The 25,525-nt window shown below is 72.7% G+C and carries 24 protein-coding genes; 14 read left to right on the forward strand and 10 right to left on the reverse strand.

What is annotated here, in order from left to right:
* The first annotated feature begins 24 nt into the window (after positions 1–24).
* From AB0H57_RS16510 to AB0H57_RS16530, 5 genes are all read left to right on the forward strand, one after another.
* A complete protein-coding gene (locus tag AB0H57_RS16510) occupies positions 25–156 on the forward strand; it encodes a hypothetical protein (RefSeq protein ID WP_357507314.1) in 132 nt (43 codons plus the stop codon).
* A gap of 299 nt (positions 157–455) precedes the next feature.
* Complete coding sequence (locus AB0H57_RS16515; RefSeq protein WP_357507316.1) at positions 456–1,172, forward strand: hypothetical protein; 717 nt, start codon at positions 456–458, stop codon at positions 1,170–1,172.
* An 87-nt stretch (positions 1,173–1,259) separates the two neighbouring features.
* A complete protein-coding gene (gene purD, locus AB0H57_RS16520; RefSeq protein ID WP_357507149.1) occupies positions 1,260–2,507 on the forward strand; it encodes a phosphoribosylamine--glycine ligase in 1,248 nt (415 codons plus the stop codon).
* A gap of 58 nt (positions 2,508–2,565) precedes the next feature.
* On the forward strand, positions 2,566–3,072 hold the full coding sequence (locus tag AB0H57_RS16525; protein WP_357507151.1) for a SigE family RNA polymerase sigma factor: 507 nt from the start codon (positions 2,566–2,568) through the stop codon (positions 3,070–3,072).
* 4 nt (positions 3,073–3,076) lie between these two features.
* Positions 3,077–3,931, forward strand: a complete 855-nt coding sequence (locus AB0H57_RS16530; RefSeq protein ID WP_357507154.1) for a hypothetical protein — start codon at positions 3,077–3,079, stop codon at positions 3,929–3,931.
* 30 nt (positions 3,932–3,961) lie between these two features.
* On the opposite strand, the gene AB0H57_RS16535 is transcribed toward AB0H57_RS16530, so the two are convergent.
* The 3 genes from AB0H57_RS16535 to AB0H57_RS16545 form a co-directional block, all read right to left on the reverse strand.
* A complete protein-coding gene (locus AB0H57_RS16535) occupies positions 3,962–5,524 on the reverse strand; it encodes an AMP-binding protein (RefSeq protein ID WP_357507156.1) in 1,563 nt (520 codons plus the stop codon).
* Positions 5,525–5,721: 197 nt separating this feature from the next.
* The gene (locus AB0H57_RS16540; RefSeq protein ID WP_357507158.1) at positions 5,722–6,936 is read right to left on the reverse strand and encodes an acyl-CoA dehydrogenase family protein; all 1,215 of its coding nucleotides are present in this window, start codon (positions 6,934–6,936) and stop codon (positions 5,722–5,724) included.
* Positions 6,937–6,938: 2 nt separating this feature from the next.
* On the reverse strand, positions 6,939–7,391 hold the full coding sequence (locus AB0H57_RS16545; RefSeq protein WP_357507160.1) for an SCP2 sterol-binding domain-containing protein: 453 nt from the start codon (positions 7,389–7,391) through the stop codon (positions 6,939–6,941).
* A gap of 75 nt (positions 7,392–7,466) precedes the next feature.
* On the opposite strand from AB0H57_RS16545, the gene AB0H57_RS16550 reads away from it, so the two are divergent.
* Positions 7,467–8,105, forward strand: a complete 639-nt coding sequence (locus tag AB0H57_RS16550) for a TetR/AcrR family transcriptional regulator (RefSeq protein WP_357507162.1) — start codon at positions 7,467–7,469, stop codon at positions 8,103–8,105.
* A gap of 149 nt (positions 8,106–8,254) precedes the next feature.
* Here the strand turns inward: AB0H57_RS16550 and AB0H57_RS16555 are convergent, their stop codons facing one another.
* Both AB0H57_RS16555 and AB0H57_RS16560 read right to left on the reverse strand, forming a co-directional pair.
* Positions 8,255–9,163, reverse strand: a complete 909-nt coding sequence (locus tag AB0H57_RS16555) for a MaoC/PaaZ C-terminal domain-containing protein (RefSeq protein ID WP_357507318.1) — start codon at positions 9,161–9,163, stop codon at positions 8,255–8,257.
* Between the two features lie 281 nt (positions 9,164–9,444).
* A complete protein-coding gene (locus AB0H57_RS16560; RefSeq protein ID WP_357507164.1) occupies positions 9,445–10,842 on the reverse strand; it encodes a 3-oxoacyl-ACP reductase in 1,398 nt (465 codons plus the stop codon).
* 54 nt (positions 10,843–10,896) lie between these two features.
* Between AB0H57_RS16560 and AB0H57_RS16565 the strand changes: the two genes are divergently transcribed.
* On the forward strand, positions 10,897–12,189 hold the full coding sequence (locus AB0H57_RS16565) for an acetyl-CoA C-acetyltransferase (RefSeq protein WP_357507166.1): 1,293 nt from the start codon (positions 10,897–10,899) through the stop codon (positions 12,187–12,189).
* Between the two features lie 2 nt (positions 12,190–12,191).
* Here the strand turns inward: AB0H57_RS16565 and AB0H57_RS16570 are convergent, their stop codons facing one another.
* Positions 12,192–12,656, reverse strand: a complete 465-nt coding sequence (locus AB0H57_RS16570; protein ID WP_357507168.1) for a hypothetical protein — start codon at positions 12,654–12,656, stop codon at positions 12,192–12,194.
* Entirely contained in the window at positions 12,653–12,991 is a 339-nt protein-coding gene (locus AB0H57_RS16575) for a hypothetical protein (protein WP_357507170.1), read from the reverse strand. The genes AB0H57_RS16570 and AB0H57_RS16575 overlap by 4 nt, the downstream gene beginning before the upstream one ends.
* 333 nt (positions 12,992–13,324) lie before the next feature.
* On the opposite strand from AB0H57_RS16575, the gene AB0H57_RS16580 reads away from it, so the two are divergent.
* Together AB0H57_RS16580 and AB0H57_RS16585 are read left to right on the forward strand one after the other, a co-directional pair.
* On the forward strand, positions 13,325–13,867 hold the full coding sequence (locus AB0H57_RS16580; protein ID WP_357507172.1) for a UTRA domain-containing protein: 543 nt from the start codon (positions 13,325–13,327) through the stop codon (positions 13,865–13,867).
* 19 nt (positions 13,868–13,886) lie between these two features.
* Positions 13,887–14,612, forward strand: a complete 726-nt coding sequence (locus tag AB0H57_RS16585; RefSeq protein ID WP_357507174.1) for a GntR family transcriptional regulator — start codon at positions 13,887–13,889, stop codon at positions 14,610–14,612.
* A gap of 61 nt (positions 14,613–14,673) precedes the next feature.
* Here the strand turns inward: AB0H57_RS16585 and AB0H57_RS16590 are convergent, their stop codons facing one another.
* The gene (locus tag AB0H57_RS16590) at positions 14,674–16,974 is read right to left on the reverse strand and encodes a right-handed parallel beta-helix repeat-containing protein (RefSeq protein ID WP_357507176.1); all 2,301 of its coding nucleotides are present in this window, start codon (positions 16,972–16,974) and stop codon (positions 14,674–14,676) included.
* Between the two features lie 298 nt (positions 16,975–17,272).
* Here AB0H57_RS16590 and purB point away from each other — a divergent pair, with 298 nt between their 5' ends.
* Positions 17,273–18,694: an adenylosuccinate lyase gene (purB, locus tag AB0H57_RS16595; RefSeq protein ID WP_357507178.1), complete on the forward strand. Its 1,422-nt coding sequence runs from the start codon at positions 17,273–17,275 to the stop codon at positions 18,692–18,694.
* Positions 18,695–18,858: 164 nt separating this feature from the next.
* Here purB and AB0H57_RS16600 read toward each other — a convergent pair whose 3' ends face one another.
* The gene (locus AB0H57_RS16600) at positions 18,859–19,380 is read right to left on the reverse strand and encodes a YbjQ family protein (protein ID WP_357507180.1); all 522 of its coding nucleotides are present in this window, start codon (positions 19,378–19,380) and stop codon (positions 18,859–18,861) included.
* Between the two features lie 70 nt (positions 19,381–19,450).
* Positions 19,451–20,140 (reverse strand): DUF1986 domain-containing protein, encoded by a 690-nt coding sequence (locus tag AB0H57_RS16605; RefSeq protein WP_357507182.1) that lies wholly within the window; start codon positions 20,138–20,140, stop codon positions 19,451–19,453.
* Between the two features lie 442 nt (positions 20,141–20,582).
* On the opposite strand from AB0H57_RS16605, the gene purS reads away from it, so the two are divergent.
* The 4 genes from purS to AB0H57_RS16625 all read left to right on the forward strand — a co-directional run bounded on the left by purS (position 20,583) and on the right by AB0H57_RS16625 (position 25,382).
* A complete protein-coding gene (gene purS, locus AB0H57_RS16610; protein WP_357507184.1) occupies positions 20,583–20,846 on the forward strand; it encodes a phosphoribosylformylglycinamidine synthase subunit PurS in 264 nt (87 codons plus the stop codon).
* Positions 20,843–21,526 carry a phosphoribosylformylglycinamidine synthase subunit PurQ gene (gene purQ, locus AB0H57_RS16615; protein WP_357507187.1) on the forward strand — a complete coding sequence of 228 codons (684 nt, stop codon included), beginning with the start codon at positions 20,843–20,845 and terminating at the stop codon, positions 21,524–21,526. Before purS ends, purQ begins: the two co-directional genes overlap by 4 nt.
* 141 nt (positions 21,527–21,667) lie before the next feature.
* On the forward strand, positions 21,668–24,622 hold the full coding sequence (gene purL, locus AB0H57_RS16620) for a phosphoribosylformylglycinamidine synthase subunit PurL (RefSeq protein WP_357507189.1): 2,955 nt from the start codon (positions 21,668–21,670) through the stop codon (positions 24,620–24,622).
* Positions 24,585–25,382 (forward strand): 2-phosphosulfolactate phosphatase, encoded by a 798-nt coding sequence (locus AB0H57_RS16625; RefSeq protein ID WP_357507191.1) that lies wholly within the window; start codon positions 24,585–24,587, stop codon positions 25,380–25,382. The genes purL and AB0H57_RS16625 overlap by 38 nt, the downstream gene beginning before the upstream one ends.
* The last annotated feature ends 143 nt before the right edge of the window (positions 25,383–25,525 follow it).

Consider the following 25,525-nt stretch of genomic DNA (forward strand, 5'->3'; position numbering starts at 1 on the left):
TGGCACTGGGCCAGCCCGACCGAGATCCGGTACCGGCCGAAGAAGTTCTGGCAGGCCGGCACCAAGCCCCCCCCACCCCCCCCACCACCCACCCTCGCTCCGTTGATCATGAAGTTTGCGTCTGAATCGAGCCGGTTCCTGACGCAAACTTCATGATCAACGTGGTGGGTGAGGTGGGTTGTCCACAGGGGTGGGTGGGTTGTCCACAGGGCCGGCGGGGTGGGTGGGGGATTGGGCAGGCTCGGTGGATGGTCCTTCGTGATCTCGTGCGCCGGGTGGCTGTCCGGCATGGTGGTGTGGTGACGGTTGCTCAGGCGATGGCGTTGGGCATCAATCGAAATCAGATCCGCCATCTCGTCCGATCAGGGCGGTGGATCAGAGTCGCACGAGGATGTTTCGTGCCAGCGCCCGAGCTGGAGGTGGCATCCCTCCGCGCAGCTCGGATCCGAGCCGCGGTGACCAGCCTCGGGCCCGAGGCGGTGGCAGTTCTGGACACCGCTGCTGAGCTGCACGGGATCGGCGGCCTCCGGCGGACTTCCGAGATCCACGTGTCGCTGCCCGCGAGATCGGCGCGTCCGCGGCGTGCCGCTGACCCCGATCTTGTGGTACATCAGCTCACGCTGGGACCGGGCGATGTACGCGCGGACTCTGGCGTTGCGGTCACCACTCCAGTCCGGACGGTCGCTGACGTCATACTTCGGATCGGCCGGTTTCCGGCGGTGTGCGTACTCGATTCAGCGCTGAACCGGCAATTGATTACCGAGGCCGACATGCCCGCGGTGGCGGCGCTGATCAGAGGGCGGCGCGGCGCGGTGCTAGCCCGTAAGCGCCTGGCTGAGGCGGACGGCCGTGCCCAGTCACCGCTGGAGACGCGTACCCGGCTGAGGTGCGTCGACGGCGGCGTGGCACCCGATGTCCTGCAACTTGAGGTCCGGGACGACGACGGTTATCTGCTGGGCATCGGTGACCTGGGCTGGCGTGGCGCTCGGGTGATCGCCGAGGCCGACGGCCGAGACCCCCACGGTTCACTCCAGGCGCTCTACGAGGACAGGGTTCGCCAGAACCGCCTGGTCAACGCCGGCTGGACGGTCCTGCGCTTCACCTGGTCCGACACCCTCCGCCCCGACTACATCCCGGAAACCGTCCGTCGCGCCCTCCGCAGACCCCGTTGATCATGAAGTTTGCGTCGGCGGGGGCGCGATCTGAGACGCAAACTTCATGATCAACGGGGTGGCGATGGGGGTCAGTAGGATGCGGGGGTGCGGGTTCTTTTGGTTGGTGGCGGGGGGCGGGAGCATGCGCTCGCGCTCGGGTTGGTGGCTGACGCCTCCGTGGAGACGTTGATCGCGGCGCCGGGGAATCCGGGGATCGCGGGCGTGGCCGAGGTGCGGGACGTGCGCCCGAACGATCCGGCGGCCGTGGCGGCGCTCGCCGTCGAGGTCGCCGCCGACCTGGTGGTGATCGGGCCGGAGGCGCCGCTGGTGGCGGGGGTCGCCGACGCGGTACGCGCCAAGGGCATCGCGGCGTTCGGGCCAAGCGCCGAGGCGGCCCGGCTGGAGGGTTCCAAGACGTTCGCCAAGGACGTGATGACCGCCGCCGGGGTGCCCACCGCGCGGGCCTTCACCTGCACAGAGCCGGCGGGCGTCGGCAAGGCGCTGGACGAGTTCGGTGCGCCGTACGTGGTGAAGAACGACGGCCTGGCCGCCGGCAAGGGCGTGGTGGTCACCGACGACCGGGGGGTCGCCGAGCGGCACGCGGCGGAGTGCGGTCGGGTGGTGATCGAGGAGTACCTGGCCGGTCCCGAGGTGTCGCTCTTCGTGGTCACCGACGGCGAGGCGGCCGTGCCGCTGCTGCCGGCGCAGGACTTCAAGCGGGCCGGCGACGGCGACACCGGCCCGAACACCGGCGGCATGGGGGCGTACGCGCCGCTGCCGTGGGCGCCGTCCGGCCTGGTGGACGAGGTGATGCGGGACGTGGTCCACCCGACGCTGGCGGAGCTGCGCCGCCGGGGCACACCCTTCGCCGGGCTGCTCTACGTCGGGCTGGCGATCACCCCCGCCGGGCCGCGGGTGATCGAGTTCAACGCCCGCTTCGGCGACCCGGAGACCCAGGTCGTACTCGCGCTGCTGGAGACCCCGCTGGCCGGCCTGCTGCACGCGGCCGCGACCGGGACGCTGGCCGAGCACCCGCCGCTGCGCTGGCGGGCCGGCGCGGCGGTGACCGTGGTGGTGGCCGCGGCGGGCTACCCGGCCGCGCCGCGCACCGGTGACCCGATCACCGGCGCCGACCGCCCCGGCGTCATCCACGCCGGCACCCGCCGGGACGTCGACGGCACGTTGCGCTCCGCCGGGGGCCGGGTCCTCTGCGGTACGGCCACCGGGCCCGACCTGGCCGTCGCCCGGGACGCCGCCTACGACCTGGTACGCGGCATCGAGCTGGCCGGCTCGCACCACCGCACCGACATCGCCGCCGCGGCGGCACAGGGTCTGATCGTCGTTCCCGACTGACCGGGCAACCCCCGCCGCCCCCGCCTCCGTTCAACTGGGTGAGGTGAGGAGGTGGCGGATGCCCGCCGACATCGAGGGTTACCGCGAGTTCGTCACCGCGCGGATGGACCCGTTGCGCCGCACGGCGTACCTGCTCTGCGGTGACTGGCACACCGCCGACGACCTGGTGTCGTCGGCGCTGGTGAAGTTGCTGCGGCACTGGCGGCGGGTGTCCGCGATGGACAGCCCGGACGCCTACCTCCGCCAGGTGCTGCTGCGGGTCTGGCTGGACGAGCGGCGCCGCCCGTGGCGGCGGGAGACCGCCTGGGCCGAGGTGCCGGACCGCGCGGTGCGCCCGGCCACCGACGGCACGGCGGACCGCCTCGCCATCCTGGCCCTGCTCGCCGAGTTGCCGCCGCGCCGCCGCGCGGTGCTGGTGCTCCGCTACTTCTGTGACCTGTCGGTCGAGGAGACCGCCCGCGAGCTGGGCTGTAGTCCGGGAACCGTGAAGAGTCAGGCCGCGCGGGCGATCGAGGCGCTGCGGGGCCGCCTCGTCGGCACGCCGGCCATCAGTCGGGAGGCATGAACCGATGGATGAGATCGCGCGGGAACTGCGCAACGCCGCGGCTGACCCGCCGCCCAGCCGGATCGACGTGGCGGGGTTGATCCACGCCGAGCGGCTGCGGCACCGGCAGCGGACCTGGGTGTGGAGCGGCACCGGGGTGGCCGCTGCCGTGGCCGCGGCGGTCCTGACGCCCGCCCTGCTCACCGGCGCGACCGCGCCACCGCCGGGCGGACCGGCCGTCGCGCCGGCGCCCGGCTCGCCCACCGCCACCACCGCGGTACGCCTCTGCGCCGGCGTCACCCCGAAGCCCACCGGCCCGCAGCCGCCCCTGCAGTCGTACGGGACGGTACGCACCCGGCCGACGGAGCCGCCCGCCGACGGCGTGGTCCGGCTGACCGGCGTCGTCCGGGACGTCCTGCGCACCGCCCTGCCCGCCGGGGTGCGCGCCGAGGCCGCCCTGCCGGGCTGCGCCGAGCCGCAGTTCCAGTACCACCCGCGCTACCGCGAGTACGAGCTGGGCGTGACCCTGCGCCGGGGGGAGGAGCGGGGCCTCCTCCTGCTCCGGGTGGCCCCGACGAGCAGTGCCGAGGCCACGCCGACCTGCCAGCAGTCGATGAACCCGGAGGACTGTCGCCTCATCCGGCACGCGGACGGCTCGACGTCGCTGGCCAGCCGGCTGGCGGCGGGGCCGGGCCGGGACCAGCTCTGGACGCTCCTGGTCCGCCGGGACGGCACCTCGGTGCTGGCGATCACCAACAACTTCCGCAGCCAGCCGAACGGCAAGCGGATGGAGAGCACCACGACCGCCGCCGAGCCGTTGCTCACGATCGACCAGCTCGTCGCGCTCACCCGGGCTCCCGACCTGACCCTCTATCCGTGACCGGGAGCCGTCGGGGGCTCGCCGCCCGGATCAGCCGTAGTAGCGGCGCAGCTCCCGGCCGAGCACCTTGCCGGTGGCGTTGCGCGGCAGGTACTTCACGAAGATCACGTCCCGGGGGACGGAGAAGCGGGCCAGGTAGTGCCGGACGTACTCGCGGACCGCCTCCGGGTCGAGTTGCTCGCCGGAGTGCAGCGCCAGGAAGGCGGCCAGCCGCTGGCCGTACTCGTCGTCGGGCACCCCGATCACGGCGGCCTCGCGTACCTGGGGCAGCTGGGCGAGCAGGTCCTCCACCTCGGACGGGAAGACGTTCTCGCCACCGGAGACGATCATGTCGTCGGCCCGGCCGTCGACGAAGAGCAGCCCCTGGGCGTTGATCCGGCCCAGGTCGCCGGTGTCCAGCAGGCCGTCGTGGGTCTCCCGGCGAGCGCCCGACGTGTAGCCCTCGAAGAGCATCTCGTTGCCGACGAAGATCCGCCCGACCCGCCCGTTCGGCACCGGCTCACCGGCGTCGTCGAGGATCTCCAGCCGGGTGCCGTGCGGCGGCCGGCCGGCGCTGGTGGGTGCCTCGCGCAGTTCGGCCGGGCCGGCGATGGACGCCCAGGAGACCTCGGTCGAGCCGTACAGGTTGTAGAGGACGTCGCCGAAGGTGTTCATGAACGCCGGGGCCAGCCCGCCGGGCAGCGCCGAGCCGCTGACCGCCACCACCTTCAGCGTCGGCCGGGGGTCGGGCACCGGCACCTCCAGCAGCCGTCGCAGCATCACCGGTACGGCGAACAGCGCGTCGCAGCCGTACCTGCCGAGGGCGGCGAGCGTGGCGGCCGGATCGAAGCGGCGGTGCAGCACGATGGTGGCCCGCAGCGCGAAGCAGACCTGAAGGGCGGCGTACCCCCAGGTGTGGAAGAGCGGCGCGGCGATCATCACCCGGTCCCGGGTGTGCAGCGGGATCCGGTCGATGATGGACACCAGCGGGCCGAACCCGTGGGGGGTGGGCCGCCGGGCGCCCTTGGGCGAGCCGGTGGTGCCCGAGGTGAGCACGATGATCCGCCCGTCGCGCTCCGGTGGTTGCAGCTCACCGGGCGGCGCCGCGGTCACCAGCTCGGCCAGGGCCCCCTCGTCGACGCGGGGCAGCTCGGCGGGCAGCCCCAGCAGCCGCTCGGCGAAAACGTCGTCGTGTACCAGCACCCGCAGCGCCTGCTCCTCGGCGACGGTGGCCAGCTGTGCGGCGGAGAGCCCGGTGTTGACCAGTACGGCGTCCGCGCCGAGCAGCGTGGCGGCCACCACCGTCTCGATCAGCCCGTGGTGGTTGCGGCAGAGCACCCCGACCCGGTCGCCGGCCTGCACCCCGATCCCGTTCCGTAGCGACCGGGCCAGCCGTTCCGAGCGGTCGAGCAGCGTCTGGTAGGTCAGCTCGCCGCCGTGCTCGTCGATGACCGCCGGCCGGCCCGGGTCGCGGGCGGCAGCCTGGCGCAGCTCGCCCGCGAGGCTCCAGCCCCACTTGCGCAGCGCGCCGAGCTGGGCGGCGACCCGGATGGGCCGGCCGGGGGTGAGCAGCCCGCGACGCGTCAAGGTGGCGACGACGAACGGCAGATCCATCCGGAGCCTCCTCAGGGGTGGGGGAAGGCCGCGCCGGGGCCCTCCGGGGGGCGTCATCTCTCGATCATGCCCGTGCCCGTGGGTCGGCCCACCGCGTCGTGGCCCGTCCCACGTCGACGAACACCGCCGGCCGGTGCCAGGGGGTGGCGAAGGCCGGCCCGCTCGCCGTGCCCCCGGGACCGGCCGGCGGCCCGGCGTCAGCGGATCTGGACGCCGGAGATGGCCCGCGAGATGACCAGCCGCTGGATCTCGGACGTACCCTCGAAGATGGTGTAGATCTTGGCGTCGCGGTACCAGCGCTCCACCGGGTGGTCGCGGAGGAAGCCGGCACCGCCGAGCAGCTGCACCGCCTTGTCGGTGACCGCCACGGCCACCTCGCCGGCCTTGAGCTTGGACATCGAGCCCTCGCCGGCGGCGAACGGCCGGTTGTTGCGCCCCATCCAGGCGGCCCGCCAGACCAGCAGCCGGGCGGCGTCGATCTCCGTCTTCATGTCGGCCAGCGCGAACGCGACCGCCTGGTTCTCGATGATCGGCCGGCCGAACTGGACCCGCCCCTTGGCGTAGTCCAGGGCGTACTCGTAGGCGGCCCGGGCCACGCCGAGCGCCTGCGCGCCGACGGTGGGGCGGGAGAGTTCGAAGGTCCGCATCGCGGCCTGGCCGGCCGCGCGCTGCCCGGAGCGGGCGCGGGCCAACCGCTCGTCGAGGGCCTCCCGCTCACCGAGCAGGCAGCGCCCGGGCACCCGTACGTCGTCGAGGAAGACGTCGGCGGTGTGCGAGGCGCGCAGGCCCAGCTTGCGCAGCTTGCGGGTGGCGGTGAGGCCGGCTGTGCCCGGGGGTACGACGAAGGCGGCCTGCCCGCGCGAGCCGAGCGACGGGTCGACCGAGGCGGTCACCACGTGCACCCCGGCGATCCCGCCGTTGGTGGCATACGCCTTCTGGCCGTTGAGCACCCACTCGTCGGTGGCCTCGTCGTAGACGGCCCGGCTGCGCATGGCGGCGACGTCGGAGCCGGCCTCGGGTTCGGTGGTGCAGAACGCGGCGACGGCGGGCTCGTCGACGGAGCCGAAGCACTGCGGCACCCACTCGACGAGCTGGTCGGGGGTGCCGGTGCCGAAGATGGCGGCCACCGCGAGCGAGGTGCCGAAGATGCTCAGCCCGATGCCGGCGTCGCCCCAGAAGAGTTCCTCGCTGGCGATCGGCAGCGACAGGCCGGTGGGGTCGGCCCAGCAGGTGGCGAGGAACTCGAAGCCGTAGAGCCCGACCTTCGCCGCCTCCTGGATGACCGGCCAGGGGGTCTCCTCGCGGGCGTCCCACTCGGCCGCGGCCGGGCGCACGACCTCGGCGGCGAAGCCGTGCACCCAGTCGCGGAGGTCCCGCTGTTCCTCGTTCAGGTCGAGCGAGAACTCGGCCATCATCAGCCCTTGGGGATGTCGAACAGGTTGGCGATGTTGGCGGCCAGGCCCAGGTCGCCCTTGGCCTTCAGCTTGCCGGTCATGAACATCATCACCGGGTTCGCGCCGCCGGAGACGATCTTGAGGAACTCCACCGGGCCCATGGTCAGGCTGAGCTTCGGGTCGCGGGTGGCGCCCTCGTTCACCGTGCAGGCGCCGTTCTCGATCACGACCTCGTAGGTGTCCGTGCCGCCGTCGGGGCGGCCGGTGATGTTCCAGTGGATCACCGCGTTGGTGTTGCCGGCCTTCTCCGGGCGGAACAGCGACGGCATCCGGCCGAAGACCTCGCTCAGGATCTTGCCGCGCGCGTCGCCGGACATGACCTGGGCGATCTTGTCGTCCGGCGTGGACTTGACCAGCTGGGCGAACTCCTTGGGGCCGACGTTGGCGAAGTTCGCCGGGTCGAAGTCGGTCATCAGGGATGCACCTTCCGGGGAGGCAAATTGGTTACTCTGGCGTAACCTTACGCACGAGTAGGTATGCTGGCAAGAGTGTCCGGCACACCTACGTACAAGCGCCTGCCCCGGGCCGTACGCGAGCAGCAGATGCTCGATGCGGCCGTGCGGGTGTTCTCCCGCCGGGGCTTCCACGCGGCCAGCATGGACGAGATCGCCGAGGACGCCGGCATCTCCAAACCCATGGTGTACGCCTACCTCGGCAGCAAGGAAGAACTCTTCGTCGCCTGCCTGCACCGCGAGGGCACCCGGATGACGGAGGCCATCGCCGGCGCCGCCGCCCCCGACCTCCCCGCCGACGAGCGGCTCTGGCGCGGGCTGCGCGCCTTCTTCGGCTTCGTCGGCGCCCACCGGGACGGCTGGGCGGTGCTCTACCGGCAGGCCCGCGGCTCCCAGCCGTTCGCCGGCGAACTGGCCGCCATGCGCGCCCGGCTGGTCGAGGTGGTGGCCGGCATGCTCGACCACGCGCTGCGCGCCGAGGGCCGCGAGGCGGGCGAGACCGAGCTGGAGGTCGCCGCGTACGCCCTGGTCGGCGCGACCGAGTCGCTGGCCGACTGGCTCGCCGACCACCCGGAGGCCGACCCGGAGAAGACCGCCACCCGGATGATGAACGTCGCCTGGCTCGGCGCCGGCCAACTGCTCCGCGGCGCCACCTGGCGCCCACCCCAGGGGTAAGGCGGGGCCCCTTCTTAACGCCTCCGGTAGAGGAAGGGCCCCCGCTCAGCCTGAGCACACCGGCGCGCTCAGCGGCGGGCGGCGGCCCGGGTGCGGGCCCGGCCGGCGTCCCCAACGCGCCCCCTCGAGCGTTAAGCGGGGGCCCCGCCTTACACCTCCCGGAGGGTGCCGGCCAGGTGGGGGCGGGCGTCGCGGGCGGCGTGCAGCCCGAAGTCCCAGCCGGCCTCGTCGCCGGGGGCCGGGGTGGCGGAGAAGGCCACGGTTGTCGGCAGCGGCACCGGCAGCTTGAACGCCACCTCGACCGTGTACCCGTCCGGCAGCCGGTTCTCCAGCGCCGCCAGGCAGTGCGCCTTGCTCCACATGCCGTGCGCGATCGGCCGGCGGAAGCCGAACAGCCGGGCGCCCAGCCGGGAGGTGTGGATCGGGTTGTGGTCGCCGGAGACCCGCGCGTAGTCCGTTCCGACCCGGCGAGTGAGCCGCCAGTGCGCCCCGGCGGCCGGCGCCGCGGGCCGGTCACCCTGGTCGCGCCGCTCGCCGCCGCCCTTCCCGGGCTCCCGGCTCAGGTACGTCGAGACGCCGCGCCACACCTCCGCCCCGGCCACCGACCCGACGAGTACGACGTCGAGCTGCCGGCCCCGGTCGTGCGGTCGCAGGTTCTCGGCGTACGTGGTGAAGTCCACCGTCTCGCCGGCCTCGACCGGCCGGTGCACGGTGATCCGGTTGGCCACGTGCACGATCCCGGTCAACGGCACCGGGAACTCCGCCCCGGTCATCAGCCGCAGCGACAGCGGGAAGCCCAGCACGTGCAGGTACGTCCCGGGCAGCCGGTCGGCCAGCCGGAACCCGCAGACCCGGTCGTAGTCGGCCAGGTGGGCCCGGTCGACGGTGACCCCGGAGACGGCCAGCTCGACGGCGGGGAGCCGGTCGGCGCGCCGGCGACCGAGCCCGGGCAGCGCGCCGAGCAGCGCCCGCCGGTACAGGCCGCCGGTCGCCGGCATCCGGGGCAGCTCGACCCGCTCCCGGCCGGGGCGTTCCACCGCCCGGACGGACGCCGACAGGTCCCTCGTCGCGTACGCCGACAGGTCCCTCGTGGCGTACGCCGACAGGTCCCGCGTCACGTCGGCCGTCGGGTCGTCGCCGTCGGGGGGCGCGGCGATCCGCCCGTCGGCGTACGCGGAGAGGTCCTGGGTGGCCTCGACGCTGAGGTCGTGCCCGTCCGGCTCGCGAGCGGGCGGGACGGCGTCCGGCGCCCGCAGCACCTGGGTCGGGCCGTCGATCAGCTCGTGGACCGAGAGTTCCTCGTGCGGGCGGTCGTCGCGCCGGCGCTTCCGGGCCGTCATCACGCCCCCAGCAGGCTCTGGCCGCAGACCCGGACCACGTTGCCGCTGACCGCGCCGGACGCCGGCCAGGCCAGCCAGCCGATCGTCTCGGCGACGTCCACCGGCAGCCCGCCCTGGGCCATGCTGTTCATCCGGCGGCCCGCCTCGCGCAGCATGAGCGGGATCCGCGCGGTCAGCCGGGTCTCGATGAAGCCGGGGGCGACCGCGTTGACGCTGATGCCGTGCTCGCGCAGCGCCGGGGCGAGCGAGTCGACCAGCCCGATCACGCCGGCTTTGCTGGTGGCGTAGTTGGTCTGGCCCCGGTTGCCGGCGATGCCGGCGATCGAGGAGACCCCGACGATCCGCCCGCCGGCCGGGATCAGGCCCCGCTCCAGGAGCACGTCGTTGATCCGTTCCTGGCTGGAGAGGTTGACGTCGATGACCTGGTCCCACCGGTCGGCGTCCATCCGGCCGAGCGTCCTGTCCCGGGTGATGCCGGCGTTGTGCACCACCACGTCGACCCGGCCGTGCCGGCCGGCCAGGTGCTCGGCGAGCCGGGTGGGTGCCTCGGGAGCGGTCAGGTCGAGCTGCACGGCGGTGCCGCCGATCTCGTTGGCGACCGCCGCGAGGGCGTCCCCGGCGGCGGGCACGTCCAGCGCGACGACCTGCGCGCCGTCCCGGGCCAGCACCTTGGCCAGCGCCGCGCCGATGCCCCGGGCCGCTCCGGTGACCAGCACGACCTGGCCGTCGAGCGGACGGTTCCAGTCGGCGGGCGCGGCGGCCGTGCCGGCGCCGATCCGGACCACCTGCCCCGAGACGTACGCGGACCGGCCGGAGAGAAGAAACCGGAGGGTCGATTCCAGGCTGGTGAGCGTGCCGGCGGACAGGTCGTCGCCGTCCGGGCGGTCGCCGCCGTCGCGGGTCACGTACACCAGTTGCGCGGTGACGCCCCGGCCGAACTCCTTGCCGATGCTGCGGGTCAACCCCTCCAGGGCGCGCTGGGCGGTGGCCTCGCGGGGCGTGGAGCACTCGGCCGGCGGGGTGCCCAGCACGATCACCCGGCCGCTGGGCAGCACCGAGCGGGCGTGCGGGTGGAAGAAGTCGTAGAGCTGGCGCAGGCCGGTGGAGTCGGTGATGCCGGTGGCGTCGTAGACCAGGGCGCCGTACCGCTGGGGGGTGCCGTCGGCGGCGGTGGTGCCGGCCGCCGGATCGCGCGGCTCGACCCCGGCGAAGGTCAGGATCTTGGTGACCGACTCGGCGAGCCGGCCGTCCTCGGCCGCGCCGACCAGGGCGGGGCCGGGCAGGAGCGGGTCGCCGGGCGAGTACCGGCGCAGCCGGGGCGGGTCGGGCAGGCCGAGACGCTTGGCCACCGCGCGGCCGGCCCCCGATTGGACGAAGCTCGCGTACCTGTCGGTCATAGGCGTAGCCTACTGGCGAGTAGGTTCAGGGCAAACCTTTCAGGAGGCGGGATCGTGCAGAACATCCGGCGGGTCGCGGTCATCGGCGGTAACCGCATCCCCTTCGCCCGTTCCAACTCCCGCTACGCCGGGGCCTCCAACGCCGACATGCTGGGCGCCGCCCTCGACGGGCTGGTCGCCCGGTTCGGGCTGGCCGGGCAGCGGGTCGGTGAGGTCGTCGCCGGGGCGGTCCTGAAGCACTCGAAGGACTTCAACCTCACCCGCGAAGTGGTGCTCGGCTCGCGGCTCGACCCGCACACCCCCGCGTACGACATTCAGCAGGCCTGCGGCACCGGACTGGAAGCGGCCATCCTGGTCGCCAACAAGATCGCCCTGGGGCAGATCGACGTCGGCATCGCCGGTGGCGTCGACACCACCTCCGACGCGCCACTGGCGATCAACGAGGACATGCGCCGCACCCTGCTCCAGCTCAACAGCGCGCGGACGGTCGGCGAGCGGCTGCGGGCCGCCGTGAAGCTGCGCCCGCACCAGCCGTTCAAGCCGGAGATCCCGCGCAACGCCGAGCCGCGTACCGGGCTGTCCATGGGCGAGCACGCCGCCCGCACCGCGCTGCGCTGGGACATCGACCGGCAGTCCCAGGACGAGCTGGCGCTCCGCTCCCACCAGCGGCTCGCCGCGGCGTACGAGAAGGGGTTCTTCGACGACCTGATGACCCCCTACCTGGGGCTGACCCGCGACCAGAACCTGCGACCCGACACCAGCCTGGAGAAGCTCGGCTCGCTCAAGCCGGTCTTCGGCCACCGGGGTCCGGACGCCGAGCGGGCCACCATGACCGCCGGCAACTCGTCCCCGCTGACCGACGGCGCCTCCACCGTGCTGCTCGCCTCCGAGGAGTGGGCCCGCGCCCACCAACTGCCGGTGCTGGCCTGGCTGACCTGGTCCGAGACGGCGGCGGTGGACTTCGTGCACGGCGACGAGGGGCTGCTGATGGCTCCGGCGTACGCGGTGCCCCGGATGCTGGACCGGGCCGGGCTGACGCTCCAGGACTTCGACTTCTATGAGATCCACGAGGCGTTCGCGTCGCAGGTGCTGGCCACCCTGGCCGCCTGGCAGTCGACCGAGTACTGCAAGGAGCGGCTGGGTCGGGACGAGCCGCTCGGCGCGATCGACCGGAACAAGTTGAACGTCAACGGATCGTCGCTGGCCGCCGGGCACCCGTTCGCGGCGACCGGCGGGCGGATCGTGGCGACCCTGGCCAAGCTGCTCGCCGAGAAGGGGAGCGGGCGGGGGTTGATCTCCATCTGCGCGGCGGGTGGGCAGGGCGTGACGGCCATCCTGGAGCGCTAGGGCTATCGACGCGGGAGCCAGCCGAGGAAGCGGGCGTGCAGGCTCCCGGCCGACTCGTCGCGCAGGTCCCCGGCGGAGTCGACCAGGTGCAGACCGAGGTAGACGCCGAGGGCGGCTCGGTCGGCGGCGTACTCGGCGAGCAGTCGCCGCCGTCCGTCCGGGCAGGGCCACGCGTCGTGGCAGCCCGCGCACTGCCAACCGGGCCGTACCGGCACGTGCGCCGCCGGCGTAGGGCCCGGCCGGACCTCGACCGCGTCCAGCCGGGCGAGCACCCGGCGTTGGCGCCGGCCGGCCGGAGGGCCCAGCTCGACACCGCGTAGGTGGATCCAGATCCCGTCGCTGTGTCGCTCGCGGCGGCCCACCTCGACGATCCGCAGGGTCAGCGGGCCCAGCCCGTAGCAGTAGTGCTGCTCGGCCAGCCGCACCACGTCGCCGGCTCGGAAGGGGATCGGTGGGCGGGTGGTCACGCCGCCACCGAGGCGTCCGGCGTGGGGCGCGGAGCTGCGAGCCGGTGCAGCCAGGCGAAGGTCAGCAGCGGGGCCCGCCCGGGCACGGCCCGCCGTTGCGGCCCGAACCAACCCCACCTGCCGGGCTGCCGTCTCGGCCGCTCGGGCGGCAGCACCGGCCGGCCCAGCTCGACGAGCCGGTTCGCCGCCGCGTTCGCCGGCCGGCACGGCCCCGGCACCAGGCAGACTACGCACAGCTGGCGCTCCGGCTCGGGCACGTGGCTGGCCAGGATCTCGCGCGCCGCCGCCGCCTCGGCCTCGTCACGGTGCCAGGTGCTCGATCGGTAGACGCCCATCTCCCACTCCCGACTGCGATCACGGACCGACGCCGGGTCGACGCCGGTGTGTCGGTCGGGAGCGGGCCGCGCCCGGCACGCCACCACCGCCGGGTACGCCGTGAGGCGCGCAGGTGGTAGACAGGAGGGGAGTTGTCCCCGGGCGTGATCCGTCGTGGTCGCTTCCGCCGACTCGTTGCCGGACCGGGAGTGGGAGAGGCCGCCAAACCGACCCACCCCGGTCCGTCTCTTCGCGACCAACCTTACTGCCTAAACAATAAGGCAGCAAGGTGTGGCTGAACGCTATCCCCGCTCGGTCTACTCTTGGCCGGTGTCGGTGCGGAGGAGTCGGGGATGAGCAGTCCCGAGTGGGTCAGTGTCTCGATGCCCTACGTCACACCCGGGTCGGCGCATGGTGGTGATGCCTGGGCGGCCGAGGCGGCGCAGCGGGGTGGGACCGGAACCCAGCGCCTGCTGGAGGTACGGGAGGTGACGCCTGCCGCCGAGGTGGCCGAAGCGCTGCGGGTGGAAGCCGGCGCGGCGGTGATTGTTCGACGGCGGCTCATGCTGTTCAACGAACAGCCCGTCGAGCTGACCGACTCGTACTATCCGGCCTCGATCGCTCGTGGCACCGCCTTGGGTGAGCCACGCAAGATTCGTGGCGGGGCCGTCAACCTGCTCGCTGAGTTGGGCTATCGTCCCGGGCGAGTCACCGAGGACGTCTACACGCGGGAGCCCACCGAAGCTCAAAGGAGCATGCTCGGCCTGACCTCGGGCGAGTGGGTGCTCGGCTTGACGCGGGTGCTCAGTACCGCCGAGGGTTTGCCGGTCGAGCTGAGCGTGATGACGATGGTGCCCCAAGGTAGGCGCCTACGGTACGAATTGACCATCGAGTAGCGACACGAGGGAGCGGGGCATGGACAGCGGAGGCGACGTCCGTCCTCGCCACGAGCAGATCGCCGCCGACCTTCGCGCCCGCATCATGTCCGGCGAGCTGCCGGCTGGCACGCAACTGCCGTCGATCCCCACGCTGGTCACGCGCTATGCCGCCGCCACGGCGACGGTCCAGCGGGCGCTCGCCGCCCTCAAAGCCGAGGGGGCGGTGCGCAGCGAGATGGGCAAGGGCGTCTACGTGCGCGACCGCGAGCCCATCGTGATGGAGGCAACGGCGTATCTCGCGCCTCGACCGGGTGGGATCAGCTATCGGCTGCTCGCCGTCAAAGAGGTTGTGCCGCCAGCGGAGGTCGCGCGGCTGCTGGCGCTCGGCGACGGCGGCAGGGCGGTGCTGCGGCAGCGGCTGATGCTCCACGACGGCGAGCCGGCCGAGTTGTCCTGGTCCTACTATCCGGCCTCGATCGCGCGCAGTACCGAGCTCGCCGACCGCCGCAAGATCAGCGGTGGGGCGGGCCGGGCGTTGGCCGACCTCGGCTTTGCGCAGCACGCGGTGGTCGATCGAGTCTCGGCGCGGATGCCGACCACCGAGGAGGTGGAGGCGTTGGCGCTGCCGCCGTACGTGCCCGTGCTGCGTCAGCTGCGGGTGATCTATGCCGAGGCAGAGCAGCCGGTCGAGGTGTCGGTCCTGGTCAAGGGCAGCCACCTGCACGAGCTTCGCTACGACGTCCGGCTGCCTGGTTCCCCTTGAGTTGAAACACCGACGCCCGCCGGGCGGAGCGCCGGGCGGGCGTCGGTGTAGGGCCGGTTGATCAGCCGAGGGTGAACTTCTCCCAGAGCCCGATCGTGGTGCGGTTGGCGATCAGCGACTTCGTACCCGCTTTGTCCGCGCTGATGTAGCGGTTGTTGCCGGTGGACCGGAGGCTGACGGAGCCGTCGCTGTTGCGGATCAGCGTGAACTTCTCCCAGGTGCCGGGGGTGACCTTGTTGTTGATCAGAGGTTTGGTGCCAAGCGCGTCGGCGGTGACGAAGCGGTTGTTGGCGCGGGCGAACAGGGCCCACTGGTAGTTGCCGAGGCTAACGAGGTCATATTTTTGGGCGACGCCGACACCGGTGGCACTGGCGATGAGGGGAGCGGCGGCGGTGCCAGAAGCGGTGACGTAGCGGGCGTTCACGCGGGCCCGGAACGTGCGGTTGGCGTTGCCGATGGTGACATCATGGAACTGCTCGAACCGCCCGATCCTGGCCGCGTTCGCGTACAGGGTGCCGCCGCTGCCCGAGGTGGAGACGTACCGATTGCTGGATTGTGACAGCAGGCTCAGTGTCCCGTCACCGTTGCGGACGCGGAGGAACGTCTCCCACTGACGTACGGCGGTGGACCTCACTGACATCGGACTCGTGCCATCGTTCGCGGCCACGTACGCCCGGTTCGATCGGGAGTAGAGGGCGACGGCGCCAGAGCCGGCGTCGGCGAGGTCGAATGTGTCGACCGAGTCGACCCCGTAGCGGTTGGCCTGAAGCCGAAGCCCTGGGGCGACCGGTGCCACGTAGCGGAGGTTGGGGCGGGCCAACAGACTGATTGTGCTGATCCTCCGCAGCACACTCACTGGGGTCGAGAGGACGTTGGTGCGGCCGTCCGAGCCGGTGACCCGCACCGAGATCTCATAGGCACCCGGGGTCGCGTAGCGGTGGATGGCGCGTGGAGAAGCCTGGGTGGCCACAGTGCCGTCACCGAAGTCGATCCGGTACGAGTTGATCGGGACGAAGCCGGGCACGGAAGTGGAGGCGTCCACGGTCGCCGAGAGGCTGCCCAGATCCAGCGCCGTCTCGAACCTGGCCACCGGGTTGCGGAACGTCTCGGTTGCACCCCGGTCGGCGTATGTGACCGGCCCGGCACCGGTGTTGGGCACGGCCGGGTCGTCGGCGCGGGCGGTCCCGACCATGTCGGTGGTCTGGTAGCCGGGGGCCGCCGAGTTCGCGGAGTCGTAGTTGTTGCGCGGATCCTGCGTGTCCCGGTCGTGGGCCGCCTGGCCGGTAGCGGTGCGGAACGCGGCCAGGATCATCCGCCTGCCACCCCACGAGTAGTTGATCGAGGGTGAGCTGCCCTGATATGCGTTGTTGTAGTCAACGATGGTGCCCTTGACGGCATCGTCGTAGACGCCGATCTCGACGCCGTTCACGGCACTGTCGCATCGGTGCGGACCCGAATTCCCGTTCAGGAGGAGTACGTTGTTCTGCACCGACGTCCCGGTTGAGGAGCCCTCGACCCGGATGCCGTCGCGGCAGCGGCCCCGAACCGTGTTGTTGCTGACCGCGGTGCCGGCAGCGCCGCGGACGCGGATGCCGTGGCCGCCGCCCTCGTAGATGTCGTTGTTGGCCACCACTGTCTCGGAGGCACTCGACTCGATCGAGACAGCGGCTCCTGAGTAACCCCAGAAGGTGTTGCTCAGCAGGGCCGTACCGGCGCCGGCGATCTCGATTCCGACATTGTCGCCGACATTGTCGTCGCTCGTGTTGCTGAAGTTGGATGAGCTGACGGTAACTGCGGACGTGGCAGTGTCCGCCTGCACGACCAATTCGGGCGCACTCAGGCCCGCGCGACTGATCCTGGCTCCGGTGACCCCCGCCAGGCTGATGGCCGGAGCTGCCGCTGCGGCGTTCATCCGGATGCTGACCTGCTCGATCGAGACCGCCGCCGCGTTCCTGATGTCGAGGGCGGGCCCGTTCAGCGTCCCGGAAAGGCGCAGGCCACGAAGTGTGATGTCGTGTTGGCCATCGATGATGAAGCCGGCCTTCGGGCCGCCCAGGAGGGGTGATCCGCTCGTCTGGAATGTGATCGGACGACCGGGCGCGCCAGACTGGGGGACGGTGACCTGCTCCGGGTAGGTGCCGGGTCCGATCTCGACCGACTGACCGGCCTGTACCACCGCAGCGGCTGCGCCGATCGTGCAGTACGGCTTCTCCGGGGTGCCGGGCCCGGCGTCGGAGCAGGTGGTCGAGCTTTGGGCGACGTAGAGCGTCGCGGGGCCGGCAGCCTGGGCCGGTGACCCGGTGAGGAGGGTGCCGCTGGCCAACGCGAGAGCGGTGAGGCCGGCGAGGGGGGATGTGCGCATGGGCGTCCTCGACTGAGGCGGAAGGAAGTTGGCTCGCGCCAGGGTGGTGCTGGCGCAGATGATCACACGGGCCGGATCCGCCTGCTGACCGCAGCGACATGTCGGGCGCTCCGCCTGGACTTTCAGCCCTTTAGGTGGCAGAAGATGCAAATAACCCAGTTCTGCGGTGGACCCGGCACGAGGTGTACCCAGCCCTGCTGGCGGCGGGAGTGTCGCCGGGCGCCTTCGAGTTGGAGGCGGTGCACAAGCACCAGCCGGTCCCGCAGCCGGTAGATCGCGGCATGAAAGACTGAGGTACGTGACGATCCCGAACGTGCTCGCCAACCGGTACGCCTCACCCGAGCTGGTCGCCCTCTGGTCGCCGGAGGAGAAGATCCGCCTGGAACGGCAGCTCTGGCTCGCCGTGCTGCGGGCCCAGCGCGACCTGGGCGTGGCCGTGCCCGACGGGGTGGTCGAGGCGTACGAACGGGTGGTCGACGACGTCGACCTGGCCTCGATCGCGGCGCGGGAGCGGGTCACCCGGCACGACGTGAAGGCGCGGATCGAGGAGTTCAGCGCGCTGGCCGGGCACGAGCACGTGCACAAGGGGATGACCTCGCGTGACCTCACCGAGAACGTCGAGCAGCTCCAGGTCCGCCGCTCGCTGGAGCTGATCCGGGACCGGGTGGTCGCCACCCTGGCCCGGCTCGCCTGGCACGCCGCCGAGTACTCCGGCCTGGTGCTGACCGGCCGGTCGCACAACGTCGCGGCGCAGGCCACCACGCTGGGCAAGCGCTTCGCCTCCGCCGCCGAGGAGCTGTTGATCGCGTACGAGCGGCTGACGGACCTGATCGACCGCTACCCGCTGCGCGGCATCAAGGGGCCGGTGGGCACCGCCGCCGACCAGCTGGACCTCTTCGACGGCGACGCGGAGAAGGTGGCCGAGCTGGAGCGGCGGGTGGCCCAGCACCTGGGCTTCACCCGGGTGCTGGACAGCGTCGGCCAGGTCTATCCCCGCTCGCTCGACTTCGACGTGCTCTCCGCGCTGGCCCAGGTGGCCGCCGCGCCGTCGTCGCTGGCCACCACGATCCGGCTGATGGTCGGTCAGGAGTTGGCCACCGAGGGCTTCAAGCCCGGCCAGGTCGGCTCCAGCGCGATGCCGCACAAGATGAACACCCGCTCGTCGGAGCGGGTGAACGGCTTCGCGGTGATCATCCGGGGTTACCTGTCGATGGTCGGCGAGCTGGCCGGCGACCAGTGGAACGAGGGGGACGTCTCCTGCTCGGTGGTCCGCCGGGTGGCGCTGCCGGACGCGTTCTTCGCCGCCGACGGGCTGTTCCAGACGTTCCTCACCGTGCTGGACGAGTTCGGGCCGTACCCCGCGGTGATCAACCGGGAGCTGGAGCGTTTCCTGCCCTTCCTGGCCACCACCAGGATCCTGGTGGCGGCGGTACGCCGGGGCGTCGGCCGGGAGGTCGCGCACGAGGCGATCAAGGAGCACGCGGTGTCCGTGGCGCTGGCCATGCGGGAAAAGGGCGCCACCGAGAACGACCTGTTCGACCGCCTCGCCGCGGACGGCCGGCTGGGCCTGAGCCGGGGCGAGATCGACGCCCTGGTCGCCGACCGCACCGCCTTCGCCGGCGCCGCCGAATCCCAGATCGCCCGGGTAACCGCCCGCATCACCGAAATCGTGCAACAACACCCCCAAGCCGCCACCTACACCCCACCCCCCATCCTCTGACCCCACCCCCACCCACCCCCATGCTTAGCCCCGTTGATCATGAAGTTTGCGTCTAGGAGGAGATCGTCTCCGACGCAAACTTCATGATCAACGGGGCTGGGGGCGGGCGCGGCGGGCTGGGGTGGGCTGGGGTGGGGTGGGTGGGGTGGGGTGGGTGGGGTGGGTCAGGGTTGGCGGGTGGGGGTTTCGGGGGCGGTGGTGAGGTTGGGGGCGCTCGCCGGCTCGGCGATGCCGCCGGGGGCCTCGGCGATGGTGGGCTCCTGGGCGGTTTCCGCCGCGATGGCGGGCTGGTCGGGGGGCATGACGTCGGGCGTCTTGGGGGCCACGATCACCGCCGTGCCGTACGCGCAGATCTCCATCCACATCTCGCCGCAGTCGCGGCTGTCGAACCGCATGCCGACCACGGCGTTGGCCCCGAGCCGCAGGGCCTCCTCGCCGAGGCGGGCGACGGAGTCGGTGCGCCAGCGGGTGAGGTTGTCCGGCGCCATCGGGTCGTAGGCGCCGCCGCGCAGGTTCTTGACCCCCTCGCGGTAGGGGTTCCGCGTCCGCGCCATCGACGACACCACCTCGCCGAGGATCTGGCGGATCTCGTAGCCGGGCAGTTGATCCGTCGTCACTACCAGCACGGTTCCGATGCTGTCAGGCCCGGTCGGGGCTGGTCGGGCCCGTTGTCGAGGGCACCGCATGCTGCAAAACCAGGCGGCGCGGACGGCCGGCACCAGGCCGGGCCATCCGCGCCGCCGGGGACGCTAACCGTCAGACACCGGCCGTCGAGGTGATCCAGGCCCGGTTGTACGCGACGCTGCCGTAGTTCTGGATGCTGCTGCCGTCGGCCGTGGAGGCGACGCCGACCTGCTGGCCGTTGTAGAACTGCGGGCCGCCGGAGTCGCCCCGCCAGGCGTTGCCGTTGATCCGCGTGCTCCGGATCGCCTGCCCGCCGTACGCGTCGGTGGCGTTGTTGCTGGTCACCTGGACGGTGGCGGTCTTGAGCTGGCTGGAGGCGGAGCAGCCGCTGTAGCAGGTCATGCCCCAGCCGTAGATCGAGTTGGTGGAGCCGACCGGCGGGTTGCTGTTGGCCAGGCTGACGTAGCTGGTGCTCACCGAGCTGGACAGCCGCATCAGGGCCAGGTCGTTGCGGGTGTAGGTGGCGCTCACGGTGCGGGTGACGCCGCCCGAGGCGTAGTAGACGCTGCCGACCCGGACGGACATCGAGCCGCTGATGCAGTGCCGGGCGGTCAGCACCCACTGGGCGGAGATGACGCTGCCGGAGCAGGTGAACGAGCCGTTGCTGAACACCGCGGCGGCCCACGGGGCGGAGGAGACGTAGCCGCCGCCGATGATGTAGGGGGTGACGGGGGCGGGCTCGGCGGCGGACGCGGGGGCGGTGGCACCGAGGACGCCGGCGAGCGCGGTGGTCAGGACCGCGAGCAGGGGGCGGAGGCGCATGTCGGGGGCTCCTTCGGGGGGTGGCCCGGGATCGCCGGGCGGAGTCGACCGAACGCGTCGACTATCAATCGACGCTTGACGATGTACGGTAGGGCCCGCGAGCCCGGCTGACAAGGCTTGCATCGACGATGGGGGATGTGACATCTTCCCGGCACGACACGCTGCTGGCCGTTTGTCGCAATCCGGTCACCGGATCGCCCATCGGCGACGCTGTCCCTGCTCAGCGGCCTGCCGGCGACGCATTCAGCCGATCACAGGCAACGAATCCGCATCGGGTCCGCTACGAACGCGTATCGACCCCGCCGCCCGACCGGGCGGTCACGTCGATCACTGCCTGAACCGCGTCGGCCGATGCGTACGGGGCGGTATCTGCCAGGTAGGCTGGCTGCGCTCGCCCGTTGTCGGGCCGGCACCCAACTGCGTACACAGTCAGGAGTGCCCAGTGCCTCGCGTCGTCGTCGACGTCATGCTCAAGCCCGAGATCCTCGATCCTCAGGGCCAGGCCGTCGCAAACGCGCTGCCCCGGCTCGGCGTCGATGACGTCGCCTCGGTCCGGATCGGCAGGCGGATCGAGATCGAGTTCACCGGCGCCCCGGACCTGGACCGGGCCCGGGAGATCGCCGACCAACTGCTCGCCAACCCGGTCATCGAGGACTTCACCGTCCGCCTGGTCGAGACCGACGAGACCGCGGGCGCGCACCGGTGACCGCCCGGGTCGGTGTGGTGACGTTCCCCGGCTCGCTGGACGACGGGGACGCGGCCCGCGCCGTCCGGCTCGCCGGCGCCGAGCCGGTCCGGCTCTGGCACGGCGACCCGGGGCTGTACGGGGTGGACGCCGTCGTCCTGCCCGGCGGCTTCTCGTACGGGGACTACCTGCGCTGCGGGGCCATCGCCCGGTTCGCCCCGGTGATGGAGACGATCGTGGACGCCGCCAACGGCGGCCTGCCGGTACTCGGCGTCTGCAACGGGTTCCAGATCCTCTGCGAGGCGCACCTGCTGCCCGGCGCGCTGACCCGCAACCAGCACCTGCACTTCCGCAACCGCGACCAGGTCCTGCGGATCGAGTCCGCCGGCACCGCCTGGACCAATGCCTTCCAGCCGGGCCAGGAGGTGCTGATCCCGGTCAAGAACGGCGAGGGCTGCTACGTCGCGGATCCGGCGACGCTGGACCAGCTGGAGGCCGAGGGGCGGGTCGTGGCCCGCTACGTCGGCGGCAACCCGAACGGTTCGCAGCGCGACATCGCCGCGATCACCAACCCCGCCGGCAACGTGGTCGGCATCATGCCGCATCCCGAGCACGCGGTGGAGGCGCTCACCGGCCCCTCCCTCGACGGCCTCGGCTTCTTCACCTCGGTGCTCAAGCACCTGGTGGGGGCACCGGCGTGAGCGTGAGGAGTGAGCTTGCGAGCCCCGCAGCCGCGAACGAAAGGCGGCACGGCGTGAGCGCGAGGAGTGAGCCGGTTTTGCGAGGCCCGCAGTCGCGAACGGAAGGCGCCACGGCGTGAGCGAGCGCAGCGAGGAGAGGTCATGACCACCCATCCGGACCCGGCCGTCCGGGAGACCCCGGACGGCCACCCCGCCGCCCCGGCCCAGCCGCCGGCGGCCACCGTCGTGCCGCAGGCCGGGCCCGCCGACGCCGGCCAGCCGGTCCCGCCGGCGCCGACCGGGGACTGGTCGCACGGTCTGGACACCGTGGGTCGCGCCGCGGGCACCCCGGAGGAGCTCCAGCCGTACGCCGAGCTGGGCCTCCGGGACGACGAGTACGACCGGATCCGGCACATCCTGGGCCGCCGGCCCACCCAGGCCGAGCTGGCCATGTACTCGATCATGTGGAGCGAGCACTGCTCCTACAAGTCGAGCAAGGTGCACCTGCGCCAGTTCGGTGAGAAGGCCCCGCCGAGCGACCGGCTGCTCGCCGGCATCGGTGAGAACGCCGGGGTGGTCCGGGTCAGCGACGAGCTGGCGGTGACCTTCAAGGTCGAGTCGCACAACCACCCGAGCTTCGTCGAGCCGTACCAGGGCGCGGCGACCGGCGTGGGCGGCATCGTCCGCGACATCCTCGCCATGGGCGCCCGCCCGGTCGCGGTGATGGACCCGCTGCGCTTCGGTGCGGCCGACCATCCGGACACCGCCCGGGTGCTGGCCGGCGTGGTCGCCGGGGTCGGCGGCTACGGCAACTGCCTGGGCCTGCCCAACATCGGCGGCGAGGTGGTCTTCGACCCCTGCTACCAGGGCAACCCGCTGGTCAACGCGCTCTGCCTGGGCGTGCTGCCGGTCGACCGGCTGCAGAAGAAGGACGCCACCGGTCCCGGCAACGTCGTGGTGCTGATGGGCGCCCGGACCGGCCGGGACGGCATCGGCGGCGTGTCGGTGCTGGCCAGCGCGACCTTCGACGAGGGCAGCGAGCAGCGCCGCCCGTCCGTGCAGGTCGGCGACCCGTTCATGGAGAAGCTGCTGATCGAGGCGTGCCTCGAGCTGTACGACGCCGAGCTGGTCGTCGGCATCCAGGACCTCGGCGGCGCCGGCCTGACCTGCGCCCTGACCGAGACCGCCGCCTCCGCCGGCACCGGCATGCGGGTCTGGCTGGAGCGGGTGCCGCTGCGCGAGCCCTCGATGGAGCCGCACGAGATCCTGGCCAGCGAGTCCCAGGAGCGGATGCTGCTGGTCGTCACCCCGGACAAGCTGGAAGCGGTGCTCAAGACCGCCGAGAAGTGGGGCGTCTGGGCCACCGCCATCGGCGAGGTCACCGCGCCGTCGCCGGACGGCCAGCCGGGCCGGCTCGTCGTCACCTGGCGGGACCAGCTCGTGGTCGACGTGCCGCCGGGCTCGCTGGTCGACGACGGTCCGGTGTACGCCCGGCCGATGCGCGAGCCGGCCGACCTGATCCTGCTCCAGGCCGACCGGGCCGAGACGCTGCCCCGGCCGGGCACCCCGGAGGCGCTGCGGGAGACCGTGCTGCGCATGATCGCCTCGCCGAACCTGGCCGACAAGACCTGGGTCACCGAGCAGTACGACCGGTACGTGCTGGGCAACACCGTGCTCGCCCAGCCGGAGGACTCCGGCGTGATCCGGATCGACGAGCGGAGCGGCCTCGGCGTCGCCCTCTCCGTCGACGGCAACGGCCGGTACGCCCGCCTCGACCCGTACCACGGCACGAAGCTGGCGCTGGCCGAGGCGTACCGGAACGTGGCGGTGACCGGCGCGAAGCCGATCGCCGTGACCAACTGCCTGAACTTCGGCTCCCCGGAGGACCCGGGCGTGATGTGGCAGTTCGCCGAGGCCGTGCGGGGCCTGGCGGACGGCTGCCTGGAGCTGGGCATCCCGGTGACCGGCGGCAACGTCAGCTTCTACAACCAGACCAACGCGGCGGCGATCCACCCCACCCCGGTGGTCGGCGTGCTCGGCGTGCTGGACGACGTGGCCGAGCGGGTGCCGATGGGCTTCGTGCCCCGGGCCGCCGGCGACCACGACCAGATCTTCCTGCTCGGCGAGACGCACGTGGAGCTCTCCGGGTCCGAGTGGGCCTGGGTGACGCACGAGCACCTGGGTGGCGTACCCCCGATGGTGGACCTGGCCCGCGAGCGCCAGCTGGCCGACCTGCTGGCCGAGGCGGCCCGGGTGGGGCACCTCAGCTCCGCCCACGACCTCTCCGACGGCGGTCTGGCGCAGAGCCTGGTGGAGTCCTGCCTGCGGCGCGGCGTGGGCGCGCGGGTCGTGGTGCCGGAGCGGTTCGGCGGCGGCTCGATGCCGTTCGTCTACCTGTTCAGCGAGTCGTCGTCCCGGGCACTGGTGTCGGTGCCGCGCGGGCACGAGAAGGCGTTCACGGCGCTCTGCGCCGAGCGGGGCGTGCCGTGGGAGCACATCGGCGTCACCGACCCGGCCGGCGGAGCGCTGGAGGTGTACGGCCAGTTCCGGATCGGCCTGGACGAGCTGCACGCCGCGCACACCGCGACGCTGCCGAGCCTCTTCGGGGGCGTCGAGGCGACCGCGCCGGAGGCCCTGGGAGCCGTTCCGGCGGTCGCCGGCCCGCCGACCGGCGCCGATGCGCGACCGACGGTCGCTCCGGTGGCTGCCGCTCCGGTGGCCGAGGGCGGCGCGGCCGAGCCGGCGCGGCCGGTCGAGGCCGTCCCCGCCGTCGAGCCGGAGCAGCCGACCGAGCCGGTGTCGGAGTCGGGCCCGGAGGCTGCGGTGGGTGCTGCGGTGACCGAGCCGGCCACCGAGGTCGTGGCTGCGAAGCCGGTCGCGGAGACCGTGCCGACGGAGCCGGCCGCCCAGGGCGCGGCCGCGAAGCCGGCGGCTGATGGCGTGGGCACGGAGCCGGTCGCCGAGGGCGTGCCGACGGAGCCGGCGGCCGAGGGCGTGCCGGTGGGCGAGGCCGGCGCGGAGCCGGCCGGCCCGGCGGCGGAGCCGACCGCGTCCGCGCGGCCGACCGAGGTGGATTCCGGTGACGGCGCGGAACCCGGTACGGCTCAGCAACGCTGAGGCGGTCGCCGCGGCGGTCTTCGCCCAACCCGGCTCCGGCGCCCGGTTCGACTGGGGGCTGACCGGGGCGGCCGAACTCGGCCGGGTCTGCGCCGCCCTGGTGGTGGTGGACGTGTTGTCGTTCACCACCGCCGTCGACGTGGCGGTCGGCCGGGGCATGCGGGTGCACCCCTTCCCCTGGGGGGAGCAGGCCGCCGAGTACGCCCGCCGGGTCGGCGCGGTGGCGGCGGTGGGCCGCCGGCAGGTGAGCGAGGAGCGCCCCTGGTCGCTGTCGCCGGCGGCGCTGAGCCGCGCGCCGGTGGTGAGCGACCTGGTGCTGCCGTCGCCGAACGGTTCGGCTATCAGCGCCGCCGCGAGCGCCAGCGGCCTGCCGGTGGTGGCCGGCTGCCTCCGCAACGCCCGGGCCATCGGCCGCTGGCTGCGCGAGCAGGGGTACGGGACCAGCGACGCCCCGGTCGGGGTGATCGCCGCCGGTGAGCGCTGGCCCGACGGCTCGCTGCGCCCGGCGGTGGAGGACCAGCTCGGCGCCGCCTGCGTGCTTGACGCGATCTCGGGGGTACCCGGTGGGCTGTCGGTCGAGGCGGCGATGGCGCTGGCCGCGCTGGCCAGCACCCCCGACGTGCCGGCCGCGGTGCGCGGGTGCGCCTCCGGGCGGGAGCTGATCGAGGGCGGCTTCGCGCAGGACGTGGCGGTGGCGGTCCAGGTGGGCGTCTCGACGGTGGTGCCCGTGCTGCGGCACGGCGTCTTCACCGCGGCCTGAGCCCGCCGGCTGGCCGCCGCCGCCTGGCCGCCGCCGGCTGGCCGCGCCGGCTTCCGAACGACCGGCGATCACCCACCGTCACGCCCGCTGCGGGCAGCGGCCCGGAAAGCGTGATACCTCAGAGTCATCGTTATGACTCTGAG

Source organism: Micromonospora sp. NPDC050686 (assembly GCF_040654475.1).
Classification (GTDB): domain Bacteria; phylum Actinomycetota; class Actinomycetes; order Mycobacteriales; family Micromonosporaceae; genus Micromonospora.